The 15729-nt window shown below is 61.3% G+C and carries 19 protein-coding genes, 1 tRNA gene and 2 pseudogenes; 12 read left to right on the top strand and 10 right to left on the bottom strand.

Annotation, left to right across the window (positions count from 1 at the left end):
• Positions 1-293: 293 nt before the first annotated feature.
• From SS05631_RS01110 to acpP, 11 genes are all read left to right on the top strand, one after another.
• On the top strand, positions 294-497 hold the full coding sequence (locus tag SS05631_RS01110; protein WP_037423747.1) for a cold-shock protein: 204 nt from the start codon (positions 294-296) through the stop codon (positions 495-497).
• A gap of 1081 nt (positions 498-1578) precedes the next feature.
• Positions 1579-1998: a CopG family transcriptional regulator gene (locus SS05631_RS01105; protein WP_037423744.1), complete on the top strand. Its 420-nt coding sequence runs from the start codon at positions 1579-1581 to the stop codon at positions 1996-1998.
• A gap of 30 nt (positions 1999-2028) precedes the next feature.
• A complete protein-coding gene (locus tag SS05631_RS01100) occupies positions 2029-3288 on the top strand; it encodes a PHB depolymerase family esterase (RefSeq protein WP_037424077.1) in 1260 nt (419 codons plus the stop codon).
• 329 nt (positions 3289-3617) lie between these two features.
• Positions 3618-3932, top strand: coding sequence for a PepSY domain-containing protein (locus SS05631_RS01095; RefSeq protein WP_037427789.1), 315 nt, complete (start codon positions 3618-3620; stop codon positions 3930-3932).
• A gap of 36 nt (positions 3933-3968) precedes the next feature.
• On the top strand, positions 3969-4574 hold the full coding sequence (locus SS05631_RS01090) for a general stress protein (RefSeq protein WP_095677903.1): 606 nt from the start codon (positions 3969-3971) through the stop codon (positions 4572-4574).
• Between the two features lie 76 nt (positions 4575-4650).
• On the top strand, positions 4651-5442 hold the full coding sequence (locus SS05631_RS01085) for an alpha/beta hydrolase (protein WP_172900184.1): 792 nt from the start codon (positions 4651-4653) through the stop codon (positions 5440-5442).
• A gap of 202 nt (positions 5443-5644) precedes the next feature.
• Positions 5645-6634, top strand: coding sequence for an AraC family transcriptional regulator (locus tag SS05631_RS01080; protein ID WP_037425883.1), 990 nt, complete (start codon positions 5645-5647; stop codon positions 6632-6634).
• A 59-nt stretch (positions 6635-6693) separates the two neighbouring features.
• Positions 6694-7902, top strand: a complete 1209-nt coding sequence (locus tag SS05631_RS01075; protein ID WP_037425885.1) for an MFS transporter — start codon at positions 6694-6696, stop codon at positions 7900-7902.
• A 646-nt stretch (positions 7903-8548) separates the two neighbouring features.
• Positions 8549-8854, top strand: a complete 306-nt coding sequence (locus SS05631_RS01065; protein WP_037425886.1) for a hypothetical protein — start codon at positions 8549-8551, stop codon at positions 8852-8854.
• A gap of 456 nt (positions 8855-9310) precedes the next feature.
• Positions 9311-9496, top strand: coding sequence for a hypothetical protein (locus tag SS05631_RS01060; RefSeq protein WP_037425977.1), 186 nt, complete (start codon positions 9311-9313; stop codon positions 9494-9496).
• Between the two features lie 124 nt (positions 9497-9620).
• Positions 9621-9875: an acyl carrier protein gene (gene acpP, locus SS05631_RS01055; protein WP_037425887.1), complete on the top strand. Its 255-nt coding sequence runs from the start codon at positions 9621-9623 to the stop codon at positions 9873-9875.
• A gap of 275 nt (positions 9876-10150) precedes the next feature.
• On the opposite strand, the pseudogene SS05631_RS01050 reads toward acpP, so the two are convergent.
• The 3 genes and pseudogenes from SS05631_RS01050 to SS05631_RS31745 form a co-directional block, all read right to left on the bottom strand.
• A pseudogene (locus tag SS05631_RS01050) lies at positions 10151-10351 on the bottom strand (hypothetical protein); the annotation flags it as partial.
• 52 nt (positions 10352-10403) lie between these two features.
• A complete protein-coding gene (locus SS05631_RS01045; RefSeq protein ID WP_037425891.1) occupies positions 10404-10844 on the bottom strand; it encodes a GcrA family cell cycle regulator in 441 nt (146 codons plus the stop codon).
• Positions 10841-11084, bottom strand: a pseudogene (locus tag SS05631_RS31745) (hypothetical protein); the annotation flags it as partial. The pseudogene SS05631_RS31745 and the gene SS05631_RS01045, both read right to left, overlap by 4 nt.
• Before the next feature lie 188 nt (positions 11085-11272).
• Between SS05631_RS31745 and SS05631_RS01035 the strand changes: the two are divergent.
• Positions 11273-11554 (top strand): hypothetical protein, encoded by a 282-nt coding sequence (locus tag SS05631_RS01035; RefSeq protein WP_037425896.1) that lies wholly within the window; start codon positions 11273-11275, stop codon positions 11552-11554.
• A gap of 353 nt (positions 11555-11907) precedes the next feature.
• On the opposite strand, the gene SS05631_RS01030 is transcribed toward SS05631_RS01035, so the two are convergent.
• From SS05631_RS01030 to hisD, 7 genes are all read right to left on the bottom strand, one after another.
• A tRNA-Phe gene (locus tag SS05631_RS01030) sits at positions 11908-11983 on the bottom strand.
• 206 nt (positions 11984-12189) lie between these two features.
• Complete coding sequence (yacG, locus tag SS05631_RS01025; RefSeq protein WP_037425901.1) at positions 12190-12402, bottom strand: DNA gyrase inhibitor YacG; 213 nt, start codon at positions 12400-12402, stop codon at positions 12190-12192.
• A gap of 6 nt (positions 12403-12408) precedes the next feature.
• Entirely contained in the window at positions 12409-13029 is a 621-nt protein-coding gene (locus tag SS05631_RS01020) for a Maf-like protein (RefSeq protein ID WP_037425905.1), read from the bottom strand.
• 41 nt (positions 13030-13070) lie between these two features.
• Positions 13071-13289 (bottom strand): translation initiation factor IF-1, encoded by a 219-nt coding sequence (infA, locus tag SS05631_RS01015; protein ID WP_014327290.1) that lies wholly within the window; start codon positions 13287-13289, stop codon positions 13071-13073.
• A gap of 178 nt (positions 13290-13467) precedes the next feature.
• A complete protein-coding gene (locus SS05631_RS01010) occupies positions 13468-13929 on the bottom strand; it encodes a low molecular weight phosphatase family protein (RefSeq protein ID WP_037425909.1) in 462 nt (153 codons plus the stop codon).
• 11 nt (positions 13930-13940) lie between these two features.
• On the bottom strand, positions 13941-14417 hold the full coding sequence (locus SS05631_RS01005; RefSeq protein ID WP_037378456.1) for a UPF0262 family protein: 477 nt from the start codon (positions 14415-14417) through the stop codon (positions 13941-13943).
• On the bottom strand, positions 14414-15718 hold the full coding sequence (hisD, locus tag SS05631_RS01000; protein ID WP_037425913.1) for a histidinol dehydrogenase: 1305 nt from the start codon (positions 15716-15718) through the stop codon (positions 14414-14416). Before hisD ends, SS05631_RS01005 begins: the two co-directional genes overlap by 4 nt.
• Positions 15719-15729 lie beyond the last annotated feature (11 nt).

The following is a 15729-nucleotide window of genomic DNA, read 5'->3' as shown; positions in this document are numbered from 1 at the left end:
GACCGCAGGCGCCAGCGCGTTGATGCGGATGTTGTTGCAGAGAGCAAGGACGATCGCGATGGACGCCGGCGTTTGCGGCCGATTAGGCCGTTGGAAATGGGCATTCAAACGTTCGTATGCATGTAGCTAGTCTTCACCTTCGACCATTGTCACAAAGACTGGAGAGTCATTCGAGCAGCCAAGCCCAGGCTTCTGTCTGGTGCGCTATCACACGGAGGAAAGGTTGCATGCGAGCGCAGCGATGAATAAGCTTCGCCGGCAGCACGTAAGCCGCTTCGTTGACGAGGATAAAGATGGCGACTGGTACCGTTAAGTTTTTCAACCAGGACAAGGGTTTTGGCTTCATCACGCCCGACAATGGCGGGGCAGATGTATTCGTCCATGTGTCGGCGGTGCAGGGCTCCGGACCACTACGAGACGGAGAGAAGGTCAGCTACGAACTGGGCCAAGACCGTAAGACCGGGAAGTCGAAAGCCGAAAATGTCAGATCAGTTTGATCTGCAACTCTTCTCGCCCGAAGTAGACGATCAGCAACGTCGCCTGTTTCTGGCGGCGTCGGCGCTCTCGGCGCCAGGTGCAAGACGATCCAAAGGACGCTCGAAGACGAGCACGCAATCGATGACTTTCGACGACGACATCGTAGGGCTTCAAGGCGCGTCTGGCTCCTGAGAGCATAGGAATATAAAAACTGACGATATGCGTCGCGCCCACTTCCTCCCCGTACAGTCAGTTCGTATCGCGGCGTCCGACCGCTTCACGGTGGCGCTCCAGGGCGGCGGTCCAAACGTCCCTCGACATCAGCCTTCGGGAAGTTGGGCAAGCGCCGGCAGGAACTTGGAGAGTTCGTCGGACAACAGCTCCTGCCCGTCGCTCGTCATCGCGCCAGATACTCGCCACATATACCGCAGCCATGATCGTGCTGCCCCACGCTAGATTTAACCGCACCCTTCGACAGCAGAGGCACGCCTCGGCATCCGGCCGGGATGGTTTATCACGCTCGGGTGGCGGATCTCCATGTACGGGAATATCCCGCGCGACGAGGTTTAGCCGACCGGAAGAGGCGCGGTTCGGCCGCTCGCGCGCTTATGCACGAATGGCCAGGGCATCGTCGAAAACCCCGCCCGACACCCCCCGTCCGAACAAAGCACAGGATGCTGTACCTCATCGCTGCCGCGTCAGCAGGGGGAGGCAAACGCCAGCGATGCCGTGATCCACAAGATCAGCAGAGGGTCAGTTCTGGTCATCGACGTACCTTCCATGACTGCGGCGTTCCGTGCGAACGAAACTCCAGAGCTGCCCGGATTCAGGGTGTGCTTTGGAGGCCCCGTGCACCACGCCTGATGGGACCTCCAGGCGGCGTGGATTGGCGATCGTAGTTTGCCGGGTTGTTCAGCCGGCGAGTTCATCTCAACGCGCGGCAAGTCGCTCGCAAGTGTCCTGGAGCGGCGAAGGCCGAATGGGAGCGTGAGGAGTCTTCGAGGCTGATCGACGTGCAATTACATCGCTAACAAAGACATGGCTCTTGCAACCCGTCAATGAAACATCCATATACCATCCAGGTGGATGGTGGAGGATTCCATGAAAGACAATGTACACAAGTTGCGCGACAAGGGCGGCGAATCGGAGAAGATCACCATCAATCTCGGTTACGTCGATCTCGGCCGCATCGACCTTCTCGTGCAGGAAGGATTCTATTCCAATCGCACCGACTTCATCCGAACAGCGATCCGCAACCAGCTCGCGGCCGAAGCCGAGGCGGTCAAGCAGTCGATCGTTCGGCACACGCTCGAGCTGGGGCTGCGCGACTACAGCAGAGCCGATCTGGAAGCGCTCAAGGCGGCCGGCGAAAGGCTTCACATCAAGGTCGTCGGACTTGCCCGCTTCGCACCCGACGTCACGCCGGAACTTGCTTTGGCAACAATTGAATCCATCACCGTGCTCGGCGCACTGCAGGCCAGCACCGAGCTCAAATCAGCGCTGGCCGATCGCATCCGATAGAGCAGCGGCGTGACCAACAAGGACACCTCGATGAATGAAGATTTTGCCACGGCCATGCTCCGTGCGGTACGGTCCACGCGCGCCCTGAAGCTCGCCGAGGCGACACGCGTGATCCAGAATGCGCTGGCCGGTCAATTGGCCTTAGATACTCGCACCTCGACACCGGACATCACACCATCGCCGCCAAATCGGCGCTCCACCCCCTTTCCGATCGATCCGGATGCGGAGGTCATCGAGCCATCGGCAAAGCCTGCGGTGGAAGAGTCCGCCAATAGCGCTGGCGATGGCACCGCGTCGCGAAGGTTGCGGAATTCCTTGGGAGAAACGGTACGGATATTGCGCGAGGGGCGGTTGGCGTCCGGCGTTTTCGGATCGCTACATGACGTGAGCCTGCCCGGACTGGCAAAACGGGGGCCTCCGGCAGTTGTGCCGGACGGGGCACAGTTCCTGGCGCGATCCTTCACCTGCCCCGCGGGCTCGCGAAGCTACAGGCTCTACATTCCCGCATCCGCATCCGATCGGCCGCGCGGCCTTGTCATCATGCTTCATGGCTGCAAACAGGATCCCGAAGACTTTGCTGCAGGAACCGGCATGAATGCGGTCGCCGAGACGCACGGCCTGATGGTCGCCTATCCCCGCCAAAGCGGGGCTGACAACGCATCGTTCTGCTGGAACTGGTTCCGGCCCGCCGACCAGATGCGCGACGAGGGCGAACCCTCGATCATTGCCGGCATCACCAAGGAGATCATGGCCGAATTCGGCCTCGATCGCAGCCGCATCTTCGTGGCAGGCCTTTCGGCAGGTGGAGCAATGGCGGCGGTTATGGGCGAGACCTATCCCGATCTCTATTCCGCCGCGGGGATCCATTCCGGCCTAACCTACGGGTCGGCCAACGACGTCGTCTCAGCTTTCTCCGCGATGCGCGGCAATGGCGGGCTTGCATCCCATCCGAAGCGGCTCGCCAATGGACACCGGCTCCGGACGATTGTCTTCCAAGGGAGTGCGGATCGGACCGTGCATCCCTCCAACGCCGATCGGATCGTCGCGGCAGCCACGCCAACAGGCTCCGGATGGGCCGTCCGGAAAGAATCCGGCCGATCCGCCGGCGGGCGGACCTATCAAAGAACCACTGTCGTGGATGCCGCGGGACGGCCGGCGGTCGAATATTGGCTGGTGGAGGGTGCCGGCCATGCCTGGTCCGGCGGCCATTCCGCTGGTTCGTATACGGACCCGCATGGTCCGGACGCCTCTTCCCAAATGGTGCGGTTCTTCCTCGATGGGCAGAAGTAAAGGCGTCGACGTCGCTACAGCCGCAGCACTTGGTCCCGGGCTACTCTCGTCAGCCATCAGCAATTCCCTCCTTAGTCACCGCGTTTTGTCTGCTGAGTGCACCATAGAGTCCACACAACCATCAGACTCCTGCTTTCGGACAGTTAATGTTGGGCCCGTGCCTACCCTCACACTGACGATCGACGGCGCGTGAACGGCGCTCAACCCCACCTGAAAACCGCACCTGCTCACGGCCGTGCTCTGATTGTGAACGAGCACTCCGGAACCAATCTCCGGTCCACGAGTTCTTAGCGCGGGGATCAATTCAGGTCTTCGGAAGAGGTAAACACATGAAAAATCTGGCTTTTGCTGCGGCAGCGCTGCTGAGCGCTGTGGCCACGGCAGCGTTTGCGCAAACGACTCCGTCTTCGGAGGGCAATACGCCGGCGATCGCGACTCCCGACACGCAGAACCCGGCGGCGCCGGTTGAAGGCGCCAACAGCTTTACCGAAGCTCAGGCGAAGGAGCGGATCGAAGAAGCCGGGTACACCGACGTCAATGGCTTGAAGCTCGACGACAAAGGTGTGTGGCAGGCAACTGCCATGAAGGACGGCAAATCCGTGGCCGTCGCCCTCGATTATCAGGGCAACGTCACAGCGCAGTAATCGCCCGAAACGGGCTTTACCAAAAGGAGAACGATAATGCGAACCGTAACAGGGCTATTTGACGACTACGAAGATGCCCGCGACGCCGTCAGCGACCTCGAAGCCGCCGGCGTGCCCTCAGATGATATCAGCATCGTTGCAAACAATGCTGATGACCGCTACTCGACCGAAGGCTCGGACGCAGCCGAAGGCGCGGGAACTGGTGCCGGCCTCGGCGCCGTAGGAGGCGGGGTGGTCGGTCTGCTTACGGGACTTGGCTTGATGGCCATTCCCGGCGTTGGCCCTGTCGTCGCGGCAGGATGGCTGGCGGCTACCGCGGCCGGGGCGGCAGCCGGGGCTGTTGCTGGAGGCGCCGCCGGAGGATTGATCGGTGCATTGACGGATTCCGGCGTCGATGAGGAAGACGCCCATGTCTATGCCGAGGGCGTTCGCCGCGGCGGCACCTTGGTGACCGCAAGGGTCGATGACAGTCTTGCCCTCAAAGCAGAGGCCATCCTGCAGCAACGCAATCGCGTCGACCCTGCCGCCCGCAGGAGCATTTACGCGGGGGAAGGATGGACGCGGTTTGACGACAGTGCCGACCCGTATACTTTGGAGCAGGTTCGGCGCGAGCGCGAACGCTATCGCAGTATGATGCCGTAGGGCATCGGCCTCATCGCCCCTATCCGATTGGGGCGATGAGGCAGCGAGAGCAGCGGAGCCATCGGTGGACGTTGTCGTGAGCACCGCAAAACTGCTGTTGGTGTTGTTGACTGTGGCGACTATCGCCTATATGTCCCTCCTCGGCGTGACGTACATCTCCCAGAGAGCCCTCCTCTACCCCGGTGCGCGACAAGCGCCTGGGCACGCAAGCTGGGGCGAGACTGTCTATATTAGGACGCCCGACGGAGAGACGCTTTTCGGACTCTATAGCCGGGGCAAACCCCGCAAGCCGGCCGTGCTATTCTTTCTTGGCAACGCTGACCGGATCGACAACTATAGCTTTCTCGCCCAAGCGCTGGCCTCACGAGGCATCGGCCTGCTGGCAATTTCCTATCGCGGCTATCCCGGGTCGACCGGGACACCGAGCGAGGTAGGCCTACTCACCGACGGAGTTGCCGCATTCGACTGGCTTGCTGCAGGATCTGAAGGCCCGATCATTGTGCTCGGCCAGTCTCTGGGAAGCGGCGTCGCCATCGATACTGCGCGGCGCAGACCGGCTATCGCCGTCATTCTCGTTTCTGGCTACCTGTCGGTGCTATCGCTCGCTCAGACGATTTACCCCTACTTCCCGGTTGCACTCCTTATCAAGGATCCGTTCCGCTCCGACCTGAGAATAGCAGAGGTCAGGCAGCCGAAGCTGTTCATCCACGGTCGGCGTGACGCTGTCATTCCACTCTCTTCGGGCGAGGCGCTATATGAAATCGCACCCAAGCCCAAGCAAATGCTGATCTACGACGGTTTCGGTCACAATGATCTTTGGGACGCCCCCATGATCGACGACATTATCCGGTTCGTGGAGACGCTTTGACGACACTTAGCGTCAAGTAGGCGGCCGGACCTGGGTTGGCTACTCGACAACTCCGAACGGGTAATTCGGTTCGCTGAATACATGAAGCGTGCACGATCAAGAAGCCGCTGGGTGCATAGAGCGCGAAGCGGTCGCCACAATGCCGGTTGTATTCAACCACGGCCACCTTGCATTGCGGACGGGCGGCATCTAAATTGGGCAAATGCTTGACCGTTCGTCGCAATCCCCTTCGCCGCCAAATATCCCGATGGATGCGCTAAGCGAAGTCCTACGAGACTTTCGCTTGAGTGGCGTCAACTATGGCCGTTGCGAGCTGCGACATCCATGGAGCATCGCCTTTCCGCAACAATCGTCGCTTCGTTTTCACTTCGTGAGCCAGGGGCCGTGCTGGATCCATACGGAAACGCATGGCTGGCAGGAGTTGCACGATGGTGATCTGGTGCTGCTGCCGCAAGGCATCGCCCACCGGCTGGCCAGCGCGCCCGGTGTCGTCGACGACTCGCTCAAGAGTTGCCAGGTGACCAAGGTGGGTAGCAACGTCTGCGAAGTGGTGCGGGAGGGAACGGGTGAGACCAGCACCCTTTTCTGCGGCTCCATGGCCTTGGGCGCCGGTGCGCTTAACCCCTTGATCGCTTTGATGCCGTCAATCATCAAGGGCTGCGACGTGGCCGGCAATGACCCTATTGTTAGTCCCCTGCTAGCGGCTATGACAGCAGAGGCCGCACAGCCACAGATGGGCAGCGCAACCGTTTTATCGCGTATGGCGGACCTGCTCGTCGCGCGGCTCATCCGCTGCTGGGTTAATTGCAGCGGAGCCTCAACCACCGGCTGGCTCGCCGCCATCCGCGACCCGCATATCGGTCGCGTACTGGCCGCCATCCACCGCGACCCCGGCCATAACTGGACCCTCGACAGCCTCGCCGGTGTGGCAGGTCAATCACGCTCGATCTTCGCCGAGCGCTTCAGCGCTATTTTAGGGGAAGGTGCGGCACGTTATCTCGCTCGTCTGCGAATGCAGCTCGCCCGCGAGTTATTGGGGCAAAGCGGCATGTCAGTTGCCGAGGTCGCAACCCGTTTAGGCTATGAATCCGAGGCATCCTTCGCTCGGGCGTTCAAGCGCATCACCAACGTCTCGCCGGGCGTTGTGCGCCGCAGCATATCCGGACGAACGGACATAGATTTCGGATTTTAAGGTACATATGATCCCGCCAGACTGGTCTAAGAAGATCTCCAACCCTCGGAGATGCTTCAATGACGGATACAACATCACAGTTTGACAGCGCGCTGATAGACATTGATGCCGCTGAGCCGGTCGCCTGGAGCGCGGCCACCTGGTTTGCGGTCCTTTCGATGGCGGCTACGAGCTTTGCCCTTGTGTCGGCCGAATTCCTGCCGGCAGGTCTGCTGACTCCAATGGCAAGCGATCTCGGCATTAGTGAGGGAACGGCAGGACAGGTCGTCACCGCCACCGCTTCCGTTGGCGCCGTGACGGCGTTGTTGAGCAATGTTCTCATCGGCAGATTAAACCGCAAGACGGTGCTGGTCGGTCTTAGTGCCTTGGCGATCGGCTCCAATATTCTTGCGGCGCTGGCGACCGATTTCTGGCTATTGCTGTTGGGCCGGGCCGGATTGGGCATCGCGCTTAGCGGTTTCTGGGCGCTTTCAGTTGCCGTCGTGGCGAGGCTGGTCGGCACCAATGCGACGGGTCGGGGCATGGCGGTCGTCACCCTCGGCGTCTCGCTCGCCACCATTGCTGCGCCCTCGATGGGCGCGTTGATCAGCGACTGGCTGGGCTGGCGCAGCGCCATGGCCATGACAGCGGGGCTTGCCGCATTTGCCCTGCTGTTGCAGGTTCTTAGCCTGCCGACGCTGCCTGCGAGCACAAGCAACAGCGTTGCCGATGTCTTCCGGCTGACACGGCGGCGTGGTGTTCAACTGGGAATGCTTGCTATCCTTTTACTGATGACGGGGCATTTTGCCGGCTCCGTCTATGTGCGGCCCTTCCTCGAACAGGTGACGCTCCTTGAAACCTGGCCGATTGCCCTCGCGCTGCTCGGGTTTGGCATTGCCTCAGTGATCGGCAATATTGCCGGTGGCCGAATGGCTGACGCTGATCTCCGCACGGCGCTCATGGCCACCGCAGCGTTAATGGCGTTTGCCACCCTCGCTTTGGTGCTTTGGGGCGCGCATATCGTCGTCGCCTTCGGCTTCGCTACGCTTTGGGGCTTCGCTTTCGGCATGGCGCCGGTGGTGCTGCCTACCAATCTGTCCCGCGGGGCACCCGACGCGCTTGAAGCAGTGGGCAGTCTGATGGTCGTCTCTTTCCAGGTCGCCATCAGTATCGGCGCGGTGTTCGGCGGCTACGTCGTGGACAACTATGGCGCTACTGGGCCCCTAACCCTTACCGCCGCCCTTGCCGCATCGACCGTTGCACTGGCGCTGCTGCAGCCCCGCGGTTAATATTGCTCTCGCGGCGTAACCTGGCGCCTTGGCCTTGAGATGCCTGGATGCGGCAAAAGCTCGGCGCATCTGCAAGGTGTTCCGACATCGTACCGAGCGCGTGGGCGGTTCCTCGATCCCAGCTTGACTCGGAGTGTCACAGTTGAGGGTTGGACTTGAGCCAATTCTCGTCTGCAGCGCGCCCAAACGTCGCCATGCGATAGCGACGCGACCCAGATAATGCTCCCGCATTCTGACCAACCGCCTTGAGAGGATTAACCGCCGACCCGCCGATTTTAAGGTCAAAGTAGGTTGGCGGTTAAAATGACCACGCTCATTCCTTCATTTGACGGTTACGCCTCTTTGCTCGCGGGCTTGCGGACAGAATCCGAACAGCCCGCCTGAAGACGGCCGTCGCTGACGATGGGTTGTGCAAAGTTTGCGTTGACCGTTTCCGATGGGGAGGCGACACTTTCAACCTGCAACAAGGCAGGGAAATGATGGCCGAGCCAGACAGCTGGCGCCACATGGCAAGCGCGCCGAAAGACGGCTGTCGGATCCTCGTCACGATCCCATCGCCCGCGCTCCTGTCATGGGATCTCTTGCGTTTGCCGGCGGCTTGGGCGAACCTCTGATTCCCCATTTCGTGAACTGGCATGCGAAACCGATGAGCAGCAAAATTTCTGAGACTTTGACCGGCATGTACTTCACGGTCGACGCTCCCGATGGGAGTTACTCCACCGGTCAAGTGATCCGTCTCGCTGCCGAAGGACTCTATTTCGTTCGGTTCGACGGGAACGAGGTGACGTTACCCCTGGAGCTCGTGACCGTTGGCGAGATGCTGGATACTACCGAAGAAGAGTACAAGCTCTGGCGGTTCTTCGACACGATCGAGGAACGAGACACTTGGATTGAATGGCTGGACGCGCCGTCAAAGCCGCGGGTCATCTCGCTTGTGAAGCCGACCAATTAAGCAAGACGAAGATCAGCAACCAATCGTAGGTCATCTGCGGACCACCTGATCGAGCCGATAGCCCTTGGCTGCCCATTCGTTCAGCACCGAGGCTGGCGAGCTACCGGGCTGCTCTACGCCGACATGAAGGTGGAACTTACCTCGACCAGGCGCCGTTTATTGCGATCTCCTGTTGGTCCTTGGGTTTAGGACCTTCGTCACACCGAGTATGATGAGGGAGACGGCGAGATAGGCGAGTTGCATAAAAGATGGCCTCTGAATTGGATCTGGACAGCGACCGTCTTATGAAGCTGGCCTAGCCAAAACAAGATCAAAGCACCACGATCCTTCGCCATCGCGCTTGACGAGCACGACCCAATCATAAGTCGAAGGCGTTCAGTTTATTGACGAGATAGGGTTCATTAGTTGCCCCTGCTATACTTCGACGGAAGCTTTACGCTCGAAGAGGACAAACTCATGTGGCTCAAATTGCACGACAACAATGGACCTATCTTCATCAACATGGACAATGTCACGCACTTCCAGCGGGTAGAAGGACAGCGGCGAACCACCCTTACCTTCGTCGCCAACAGCGGGACCTGCGTGACGCACCAGGTTCAAGAGTCACCCGACGAGATCATGGAAATGCTGTGGGAAGAGTGACACAGGCCCCGCTCTTCACGGCAGGGAGGGAGTCCGATGAGTTGGTAGAAACGCGAAGAAGGCCTAGACGAGGGAAATTTCAGGATTACCTTCGCGTGACGCCTCACACCAAGAGAGGACACCGATGGGAAACTCCAGAGCCGAAGTTGCTGGCCGCGTAAGGGAAATCATCATCGAGCAATTGGGCGTAGATGCTGCCCTCGCTGTGGATGATGCGTCCATCGTCGAGGACCTCGGCGCTGACTCTCTCGAACTCGCTCAGATCGTGATGATGATCGAGGACGAGTTTGATGTCGAAATACCAGAAGAAGCGGCTGACGCGATTACAACGGTTGGAACCGCAATCGACTTCGTTGTAGCGTCGACTGCTAAGACCTAGCGCGCGAAACGCCGGGCTTATCTCCTAGACACAAAAAAGGCCGGGGCGAAACCGCACCGACCTTCCTCATCACCGCTTACCAAACCAGTGCCAGTACATCCGTGGTCAAAAGTCGAAAGCGATGCGGCAACTGCGAGCGGCGAGTCATTTCAGCGCTCATAGCAATGCCGATGCACGGGTGTATAGGTGCCGATTGTGTTCAAAACAAGTTCCGGAGACCGCGACCTGAATTTTGGGCGCTCTCCTACCGCCTTTCTCGGCGGTCCGGCCAATAAGCGCTTCTGGATGATCTTGTTCGTCCGATGGTGCTTAAGCTCGGCGTGGAAAGACGGCATGAAGATGTCGACGCCATCCTTGCGGCAGTTCCGCTCGATGATCGACTCCATGCGCCGGCTTTCCGGCAGGCGGCCGTCCGCTGCGGCCATCCGCTGATGACCTGGTGCAACCCTGATCGCATACCAACGTGATCTCTTCATGCTTGTCCCTCGTTCGTCAGTGTTGACGCTGCGCAACAATTCGCCAGCATGATCACCTCTGCTTCTTGGTGCGGTAGGTAGATAAGGATCTGGACTGATGGTGTTGGCAGTATTTCCCGGCAGCCTTGGCCGCGCAGAAAAGGTAGGGCCCGCCGTTGTTGAGGGGCCACTTGCATTCGCCGGGAAGCAAATCCACTAGATGCTTGGCATATGGCAAACGCTTCGCATCGTAATTGGAGACCGGGATTGGCTCTGCCTCGTGCGGCGTGTACAGCTTACGCGTTTCAACCTTCCTTGGAGGGCATGCGGCCTTTTCGGGCCTCGTACTCCTAGATCGTTGTTTCTCCGGGAAAAACGCGCGATTTCGAAATGCGATCCCGACAATCACGTTTCGGCTGACACCGAAGCGATTTGCGATCTGCGAGGCGGAAAGATCATCCCTCCAAAGTTTCGAGGCGGCCTCGATGTCGACGGGGCGGTGCTGGATAGTCATGCCGCTTGCTCCTCTTGCGTGGGCTCTGCAGAATCGACCTTTGCCTGCATCTTGCGGCGTAGGACAGCTGCTCAGCGCTGACTTCTTTTGCGTCGGGAAGTGCCAGCATCCGCGCGAGCTCGTCGGCGGCTCCGGTGAGATTGTCGTTTCCTGGACCTTCAGACGCGTGTGCATGGCGCTCCGGTTGACGCGGACTGCGATCGGGGACCAAACCTCGTCGATGGCCCACAGGAGGAGGGACTTCCTCAATTTGTGTGGTTCACTCGCCGTAGACACGATGCCGCTATGAGCGGGCATGCAAACCAAAACGAAATGGTCGCCCAGCGCAGGGGCTGGGTGTCGCGCTCACAGATGATGATGGTTGGGTTGTTTCCGCTGCCGGACCCGCCTGCGGCATTTGCCCTGCGGACGGCGGACCCGAAATCGGCATGGCTAAGGATCCGATGCTGATCGGCCTGATCGCCAAAGCGCATTTCTATCTCGAAGCGCTGACCGATGGCTCGGGCGCAGCCCACACCGAAGTGGCCAAGCGACTGGGCGTCCATGGTCCCGACATCAGCCGCATCTTGCCGACGGCCTTCCTCTCGTCCCGGATCACCGAAGCAATCCTGACGGGCCAGCAGCCCGCCGATCTCACCATCGCCAAGCTCACCCGCATTCTGGACATGCCGATGAGCTGGCAGGAGCAGCATGCCTTGTTAAGCGCCTGACGATCACATCGCAGCATCACCAGCGGAACATCGCGGCTCGCCTCCGGCGTCGGAAGCGGGCCGCAGGCTTTTGCATCGTCTCGCCTTCACGGTCCGCCAGGTCGCCAGCCAAGACGGCTGAAGGAACGCCGCGGGCCGGACAAGGGAAACAGTCGCAAGAAAAATGGCAGCCAAAATTAGAAATCATTTTGGCGGGCGGGAATGGCCTTCTGAGACCGGGCGGCGAAAAGCAGAGAATGAGACGCGAAAGCCAGAGAAAATGCCCGTTCACTCGACGAGAATATCGGCTATCTCGCGGAAATGTCGCGACAATTCTGAGATGGGATAGACTGTGCTTTTTGGGGAGGACTGAATGGTGCCCGGAGGCGGATTCGAACCACCGACACGCGGATTTTCAATCCGCTGCTCTACCAACTGAGCTATCCGGGCATCCTGCCTTCGGCAGCGGCTTTCGCTTTCGAAACCGTCGGGGCGCTTGGTTCGCCCCGGAAGCGAGCGGGGTTATAGCATCTTGTTCGGCGGTGTCCAGCACCAAATGACTCTTTTTCGAAGGAAATCCCCGGGGCGTGGAAAAGCCGTGAAAAGCGAAGGGATTCAGCAGGATCGGAGCAGGCTCGGCGCCTTGCGCCGCGCTGTCAGCGATCCTCATCGTCGTCGGCCTTCGACTCGTCGTCGGCGACGGGGATGGCGTAGGAGCCGGAAAGCCAGCGGTTGAGGTCCACGTTGCGGCAGCGCTCAGAGCAGAAGGGATAGTGCTCGCGCACCGACGGGCGGCCGCATTCCGGGCAGGGCCGAGTCGGGCGCAGGGGTTCGACATTCGAACTCTTCTTCTTGCCTTCGCCGCTCACCTGTCTTCAGCCTTCCAGCCAGCGACCGTGGACGTCGTACCCCTCGCCGATGAGGAGACTGACGGTCTCGTAGAGCGGCAAGCCTACCACATTGGTGTAGGAGCCGACGAGCTTGACGACGAAACTTCCGGCGATGCCCTGGATGCCGTAGCCGCCGGCCTTGCCGCGCCATTGGCCGGAGGCGAGATAGGTCTCGATGTCAAGGCCCGAAAGGCGCTTGAAGCGCACCTTGGTGTCGACGACCTTCTGGCGGAGCGTCCGATCCGGCGTAACGAGGCAGATGCCGGTATAGACACGATGGCTGCGGCCGGAAAGAAGGTGCAGCGCACTCGACGCTTCACTGACGAACTCCGGCTTCGGCAGGATGCGGCGGCCGACGCAGACGACCGTGTCGGCCGCGAGAATGTAGCTCCCGTCCCAGCCCGGCTCGCCCTTGATCGCCGCCAGCGCCGCCTTCGCCTTCTCGGCGGAAAGCCGGCGAGCGAGCGAGCGGGGGTGCTCGGCGCGCTTGGGCGTCTCGTCGAGGTCCATCGGCAACAGGCGCGCCGGCTCGATGCCGGCCTGCGCCAAGAGTTCGACGCGACGCGGCGATCCGGAGGCCAATATCAGCTTTTGGGTGACTGTCATGGAAACGAGCCGCGAATCCCGGAGGTTACCGCCGCTAACGCTTACTTAAAGCGGTAGGTGATGCGGCCCTTGGTCAGGTCGTAGGGGGTCATCTCGACCAGCACCTTGTCGCCGGCGAGAACGCGGATGCGGTTCTTGCGCATGCGGCCGGCCGTGTGGGCGATGATCTCATGGTCGTTCTCAAGCTTCACGCGGAAGGTCGCGTTGGGAAGCAATTCGGTGACCACGCCCGGAAATTCGAGGACTTCTTCTTTCGCCATAAAGGAGTGTGCTTTCTCATGTTCAAGAGCGGATGCGCCACGCATCCTTGAAAAATTTGCCGGAAACTACACAATCGCCATGGATTTGTGAACCCGCCTTGATGCCCGTTTTTTCTCGAATTCTACCCTGCGCTGCCGCTGTCGCCTTCATTCACGCAAAAGCGAAGGACGCCGGCCCTCAGCCGACCTTCTCGCGGCCGGCGAGCCGGCTGGCGATCAGGCCGGCGAGGTGGTCCCTGACGGCGCGATAGGCGCCGACGATCTGGTCGCGCGTGCCGGTCGCCACCGTCGGATCCGGCGTCGGCCAGTAGACGACGTCCACCGCCATCGAGCGGGTCAGTTCCAGCGCCTTGTGATGGGCCTCCGGCGCCAGCGTGACGATCACGTCGAAGTAGTCGTCTTCGAGCTCTTCGAGCGTGCGCGGCTGGTGGCGGCCGATCGACAGGCCGATCTCCTCGAGGACCACATCGACGAAGGGGTCGCGCTCGCCCTGCCGCACGCCGGCCGAGGCCACATAGGTTCCCTTCGGCAAAGCGGCTTTGGCGAGCGCCTCGGCGATCGGCGAGCGGATCGCGTTCATGCCGCACATGAACAGTATCGAGCGGGGCATCTTCGATCCTGGCTCGGCGATGCCGCTCATCTCCGCCTCCGTCAGCCGCGCCAATAGAGCACGCAGACCAGGGTGAAAAGGCGCCGCGCCGTGTCGAAATCCAGCCTGATCTTGCCGGAAAGCCGATCCATCAGCGTCTGCGAGCCCTCGTTGTGGATGCCGCGGCGGCCCATGTCGATCGCCTCGATCTGACTCGGCGTCGCCGTGCGGATCGCCTCGTAATAGCTTTCGCAGATCAGGAAATAGTCCTTCACGATGCGGCGAAAGGGGGTGAGCGACAGAATATGGGTGGCAACCGCATCGCCGCCGTCGGTCGAGATAGCAAAGACGAGCTTCGAGTCGACCAGCGACAGATTGAGCCGATAGGGACCGCCCGGGTGGCCGACCGGCTCGAACAGGTTCTCTTCCAGGAGATCGAAGATCGCAACCGCGCGCTCGTGCTCGACGTCCGGCGTCGAGCGGCCGATCGTCTCGTCCAGCACGACATCGCAGAGGCGCAGGTTGCGGTCGGCCCTCATCCGGCGTCCTCAAGATTGAGGCGGATGGCAACCGAGCGGGCATGGGCCTCCAGCCCTTCCGATTTGGCGAGCGCGATCGCCGCCGGGCCGAGAATGCGCAGCTGCTCGGGCCCGAGCCTGAGGATCGAGGTCCGCTTCATATAATCGAGCACGCCCAGGCCGGAGGAGAAGCGCGCCGAGCGCGCCGTCGGCAGCACGTGGTTGGAGCCGCCGACATAGTCGCCGATTACCTCCGGCGTGTGCCGGCCGATGAAAATGGCGCCGGCATTGCGGATCTTCGGCACCATCGAGTCCGGATCTGCCAGGGCCAGCTCGAGATGCTCGGCGGCGATCCGGTTGGCAAGCGGCACCGCCGTGTCGAGGTCCGGCACCAGGATCACGGCACCGAAATCGCGCCAGCTCGCCGCCGCCGTCTCGGCGCGCGGCAGCGTCTTCAGCTGCCGTTCGACCGCCTGTTCGACCGCCGCGCCGAAGGCGGCGTCATCGGTAATCAGGATCGCCTGGGCGCCGGCATCGTGCTCGGCCTGGGCCAGCAGATCGGCGGCGATCCAATCCGGATCGTTGTCGCCATCGGCGATCACCAGCACCTCGGAGGGGCCGGCGATCATGTCGATGCCGACCGTGCCGTAGACCTGCCGCTTGGCGGCCGCCACATAGGCATTGCCGGGTCCCATGATCTTCGCCACCGGCGCGATCGTCTCAGTGCCGTAGGCGAGCGCGGCAATCGCCTGGGCGCCGCCGATCCGATAGATCTCTTCGACGCCGGCAAGCCTTGCCGCCGCCAGCACGGCGGGGTTGATCGCACCGCCCCTTGTCGGCACGACCATGACGATGCGCGGCACGCCGGCGACCTTGGCCGGCAGCGCGTTCATCAGCACCGAGCTCGGATAGCTGGCGGTGCCGCCCGGAACGTAAAGCCCGACCGCGTCGATCGCCGTCCAGCGCGACCCGAGGCCGACGCCCATGGCATCCTCGTAGAGATCGTCCTTCGGCAGCTGCCGGCGGTGATGCGCCTCGATGCGGGTCGCGGCAACCTTGAGCGCGCCGAGCACCTCCGGCGCGACCGCGTCGATCGCCGCGTCGATTTCGGCCGGGCCGACCGCCATCGGGGTGGCGCCGAAATCCACGCCGTCGAAGCGGGCGGAATAGTCGGCGAGCGCGGCGTCGCCGCGGGCCCGCACGTCGTCTATGATGGCGCGCACGGCGGCGTTGACGTCCTCGGAGACCTCCCGCTTGGTCGTCAGGAAGGCGGCGAAGTCACGTTCGAAGCCGCTGTCGAGAAAGTTCAACCGGATTGCCAATGCGATGATCC

It is taken from the genome of Sinorhizobium sp. CCBAU 05631 (assembly GCF_002288505.1).
GTDB lineage: Bacteria > Pseudomonadota > Alphaproteobacteria > Rhizobiales > Rhizobiaceae > Sinorhizobium > Sinorhizobium fredii_C.
Note: the sequence above shows the minus strand (reverse complement) of the source record. Positions and strands in the feature narration are given on the sequence as shown.

What these genes read in the sequence shown, in the direction of transcription:
- SS05631_RS01020 (WP_037425905.1), bottom strand. Translation starts at nt 13,029, where the DNA reads ATGACAGTCACCCAAAAGCTGATATTGGCCTCCGGATCGCCGCGTCGC.
- SS05631_RS01065 (WP_037425886.1), top strand. Translation starts at nt 8,549, where the DNA reads ATGAGCAGCAAAATTTCTGAGACTTTGACCGGCATGTACTTCACGGTC.
- SS05631_RS01095 (WP_037427789.1), top strand. Translation starts at nt 3,618, where the DNA reads ATGAAAAATCTGGCTTTTGCTGCGGCAGCGCTGCTGAGCGCTGTGGCC.
- SS05631_RS01105 (WP_037423744.1), top strand. Translation starts at nt 1,579, where the DNA reads ATGAAAGACAATGTACACAAGTTGCGCGACAAGGGCGGCGAATCGGAG.
- SS05631_RS01100 (WP_037424077.1), top strand. Translation starts at nt 2,029, where the DNA reads ATGAATGAAGATTTTGCCACGGCCATGCTCCGTGCGGTACGGTCCACG.
- SS05631_RS01035 (WP_037425896.1), top strand. Translation starts at nt 11,273, where the DNA reads ATGGCTAAGGATCCGATGCTGATCGGCCTGATCGCCAAAGCGCATTTC.
- SS05631_RS01060 (WP_037425977.1), top strand. Translation starts at nt 9,311, where the DNA reads ATGTGGCTCAAATTGCACGACAACAATGGACCTATCTTCATCAACATG.
- infA (WP_014327290.1), bottom strand. Translation starts at nt 13,289, where the DNA reads ATGGCGAAAGAAGAAGTCCTCGAATTTCCGGGCGTGGTCACCGAATTG.
- SS05631_RS01110 (WP_037423747.1), top strand. Translation starts at nt 294, where the DNA reads ATGGCGACTGGTACCGTTAAGTTTTTCAACCAGGACAAGGGTTTTGGC.
- SS05631_RS01080 (WP_037425883.1), top strand. Translation starts at nt 5,645, where the DNA reads ATGCTTGACCGTTCGTCGCAATCCCCTTCGCCGCCAAATATCCCGATG.
- SS05631_RS01045 (WP_037425891.1), bottom strand. Translation starts at nt 10,844, where the DNA reads ATGACTATCCAGCACCGCCCCGTCGACATCGAGGCCGCCTCGAAACTT.
- SS05631_RS01005 (WP_037378456.1), bottom strand. Translation starts at nt 14,417, where the DNA reads ATGAGGGCCGACCGCAACCTGCGCCTCTGCGATGTCGTGCTGGACGAG.
- SS05631_RS01010 (WP_037425909.1), bottom strand. Translation starts at nt 13,929, where the DNA reads ATGAGCGGCATCGCCGAGCCAGGATCGAAGATGCCCCGCTCGATACTG.
- SS05631_RS01090 (WP_095677903.1), top strand. Translation starts at nt 3,969, where the DNA reads ATGCGAACCGTAACAGGGCTATTTGACGACTACGAAGATGCCCGCGAC.
- SS05631_RS01075 (WP_037425885.1), top strand. Translation starts at nt 6,694, where the DNA reads ATGACGGATACAACATCACAGTTTGACAGCGCGCTGATAGACATTGAT.
- acpP (WP_037425887.1), top strand. Translation starts at nt 9,621, where the DNA reads ATGGGAAACTCCAGAGCCGAAGTTGCTGGCCGCGTAAGGGAAATCATC.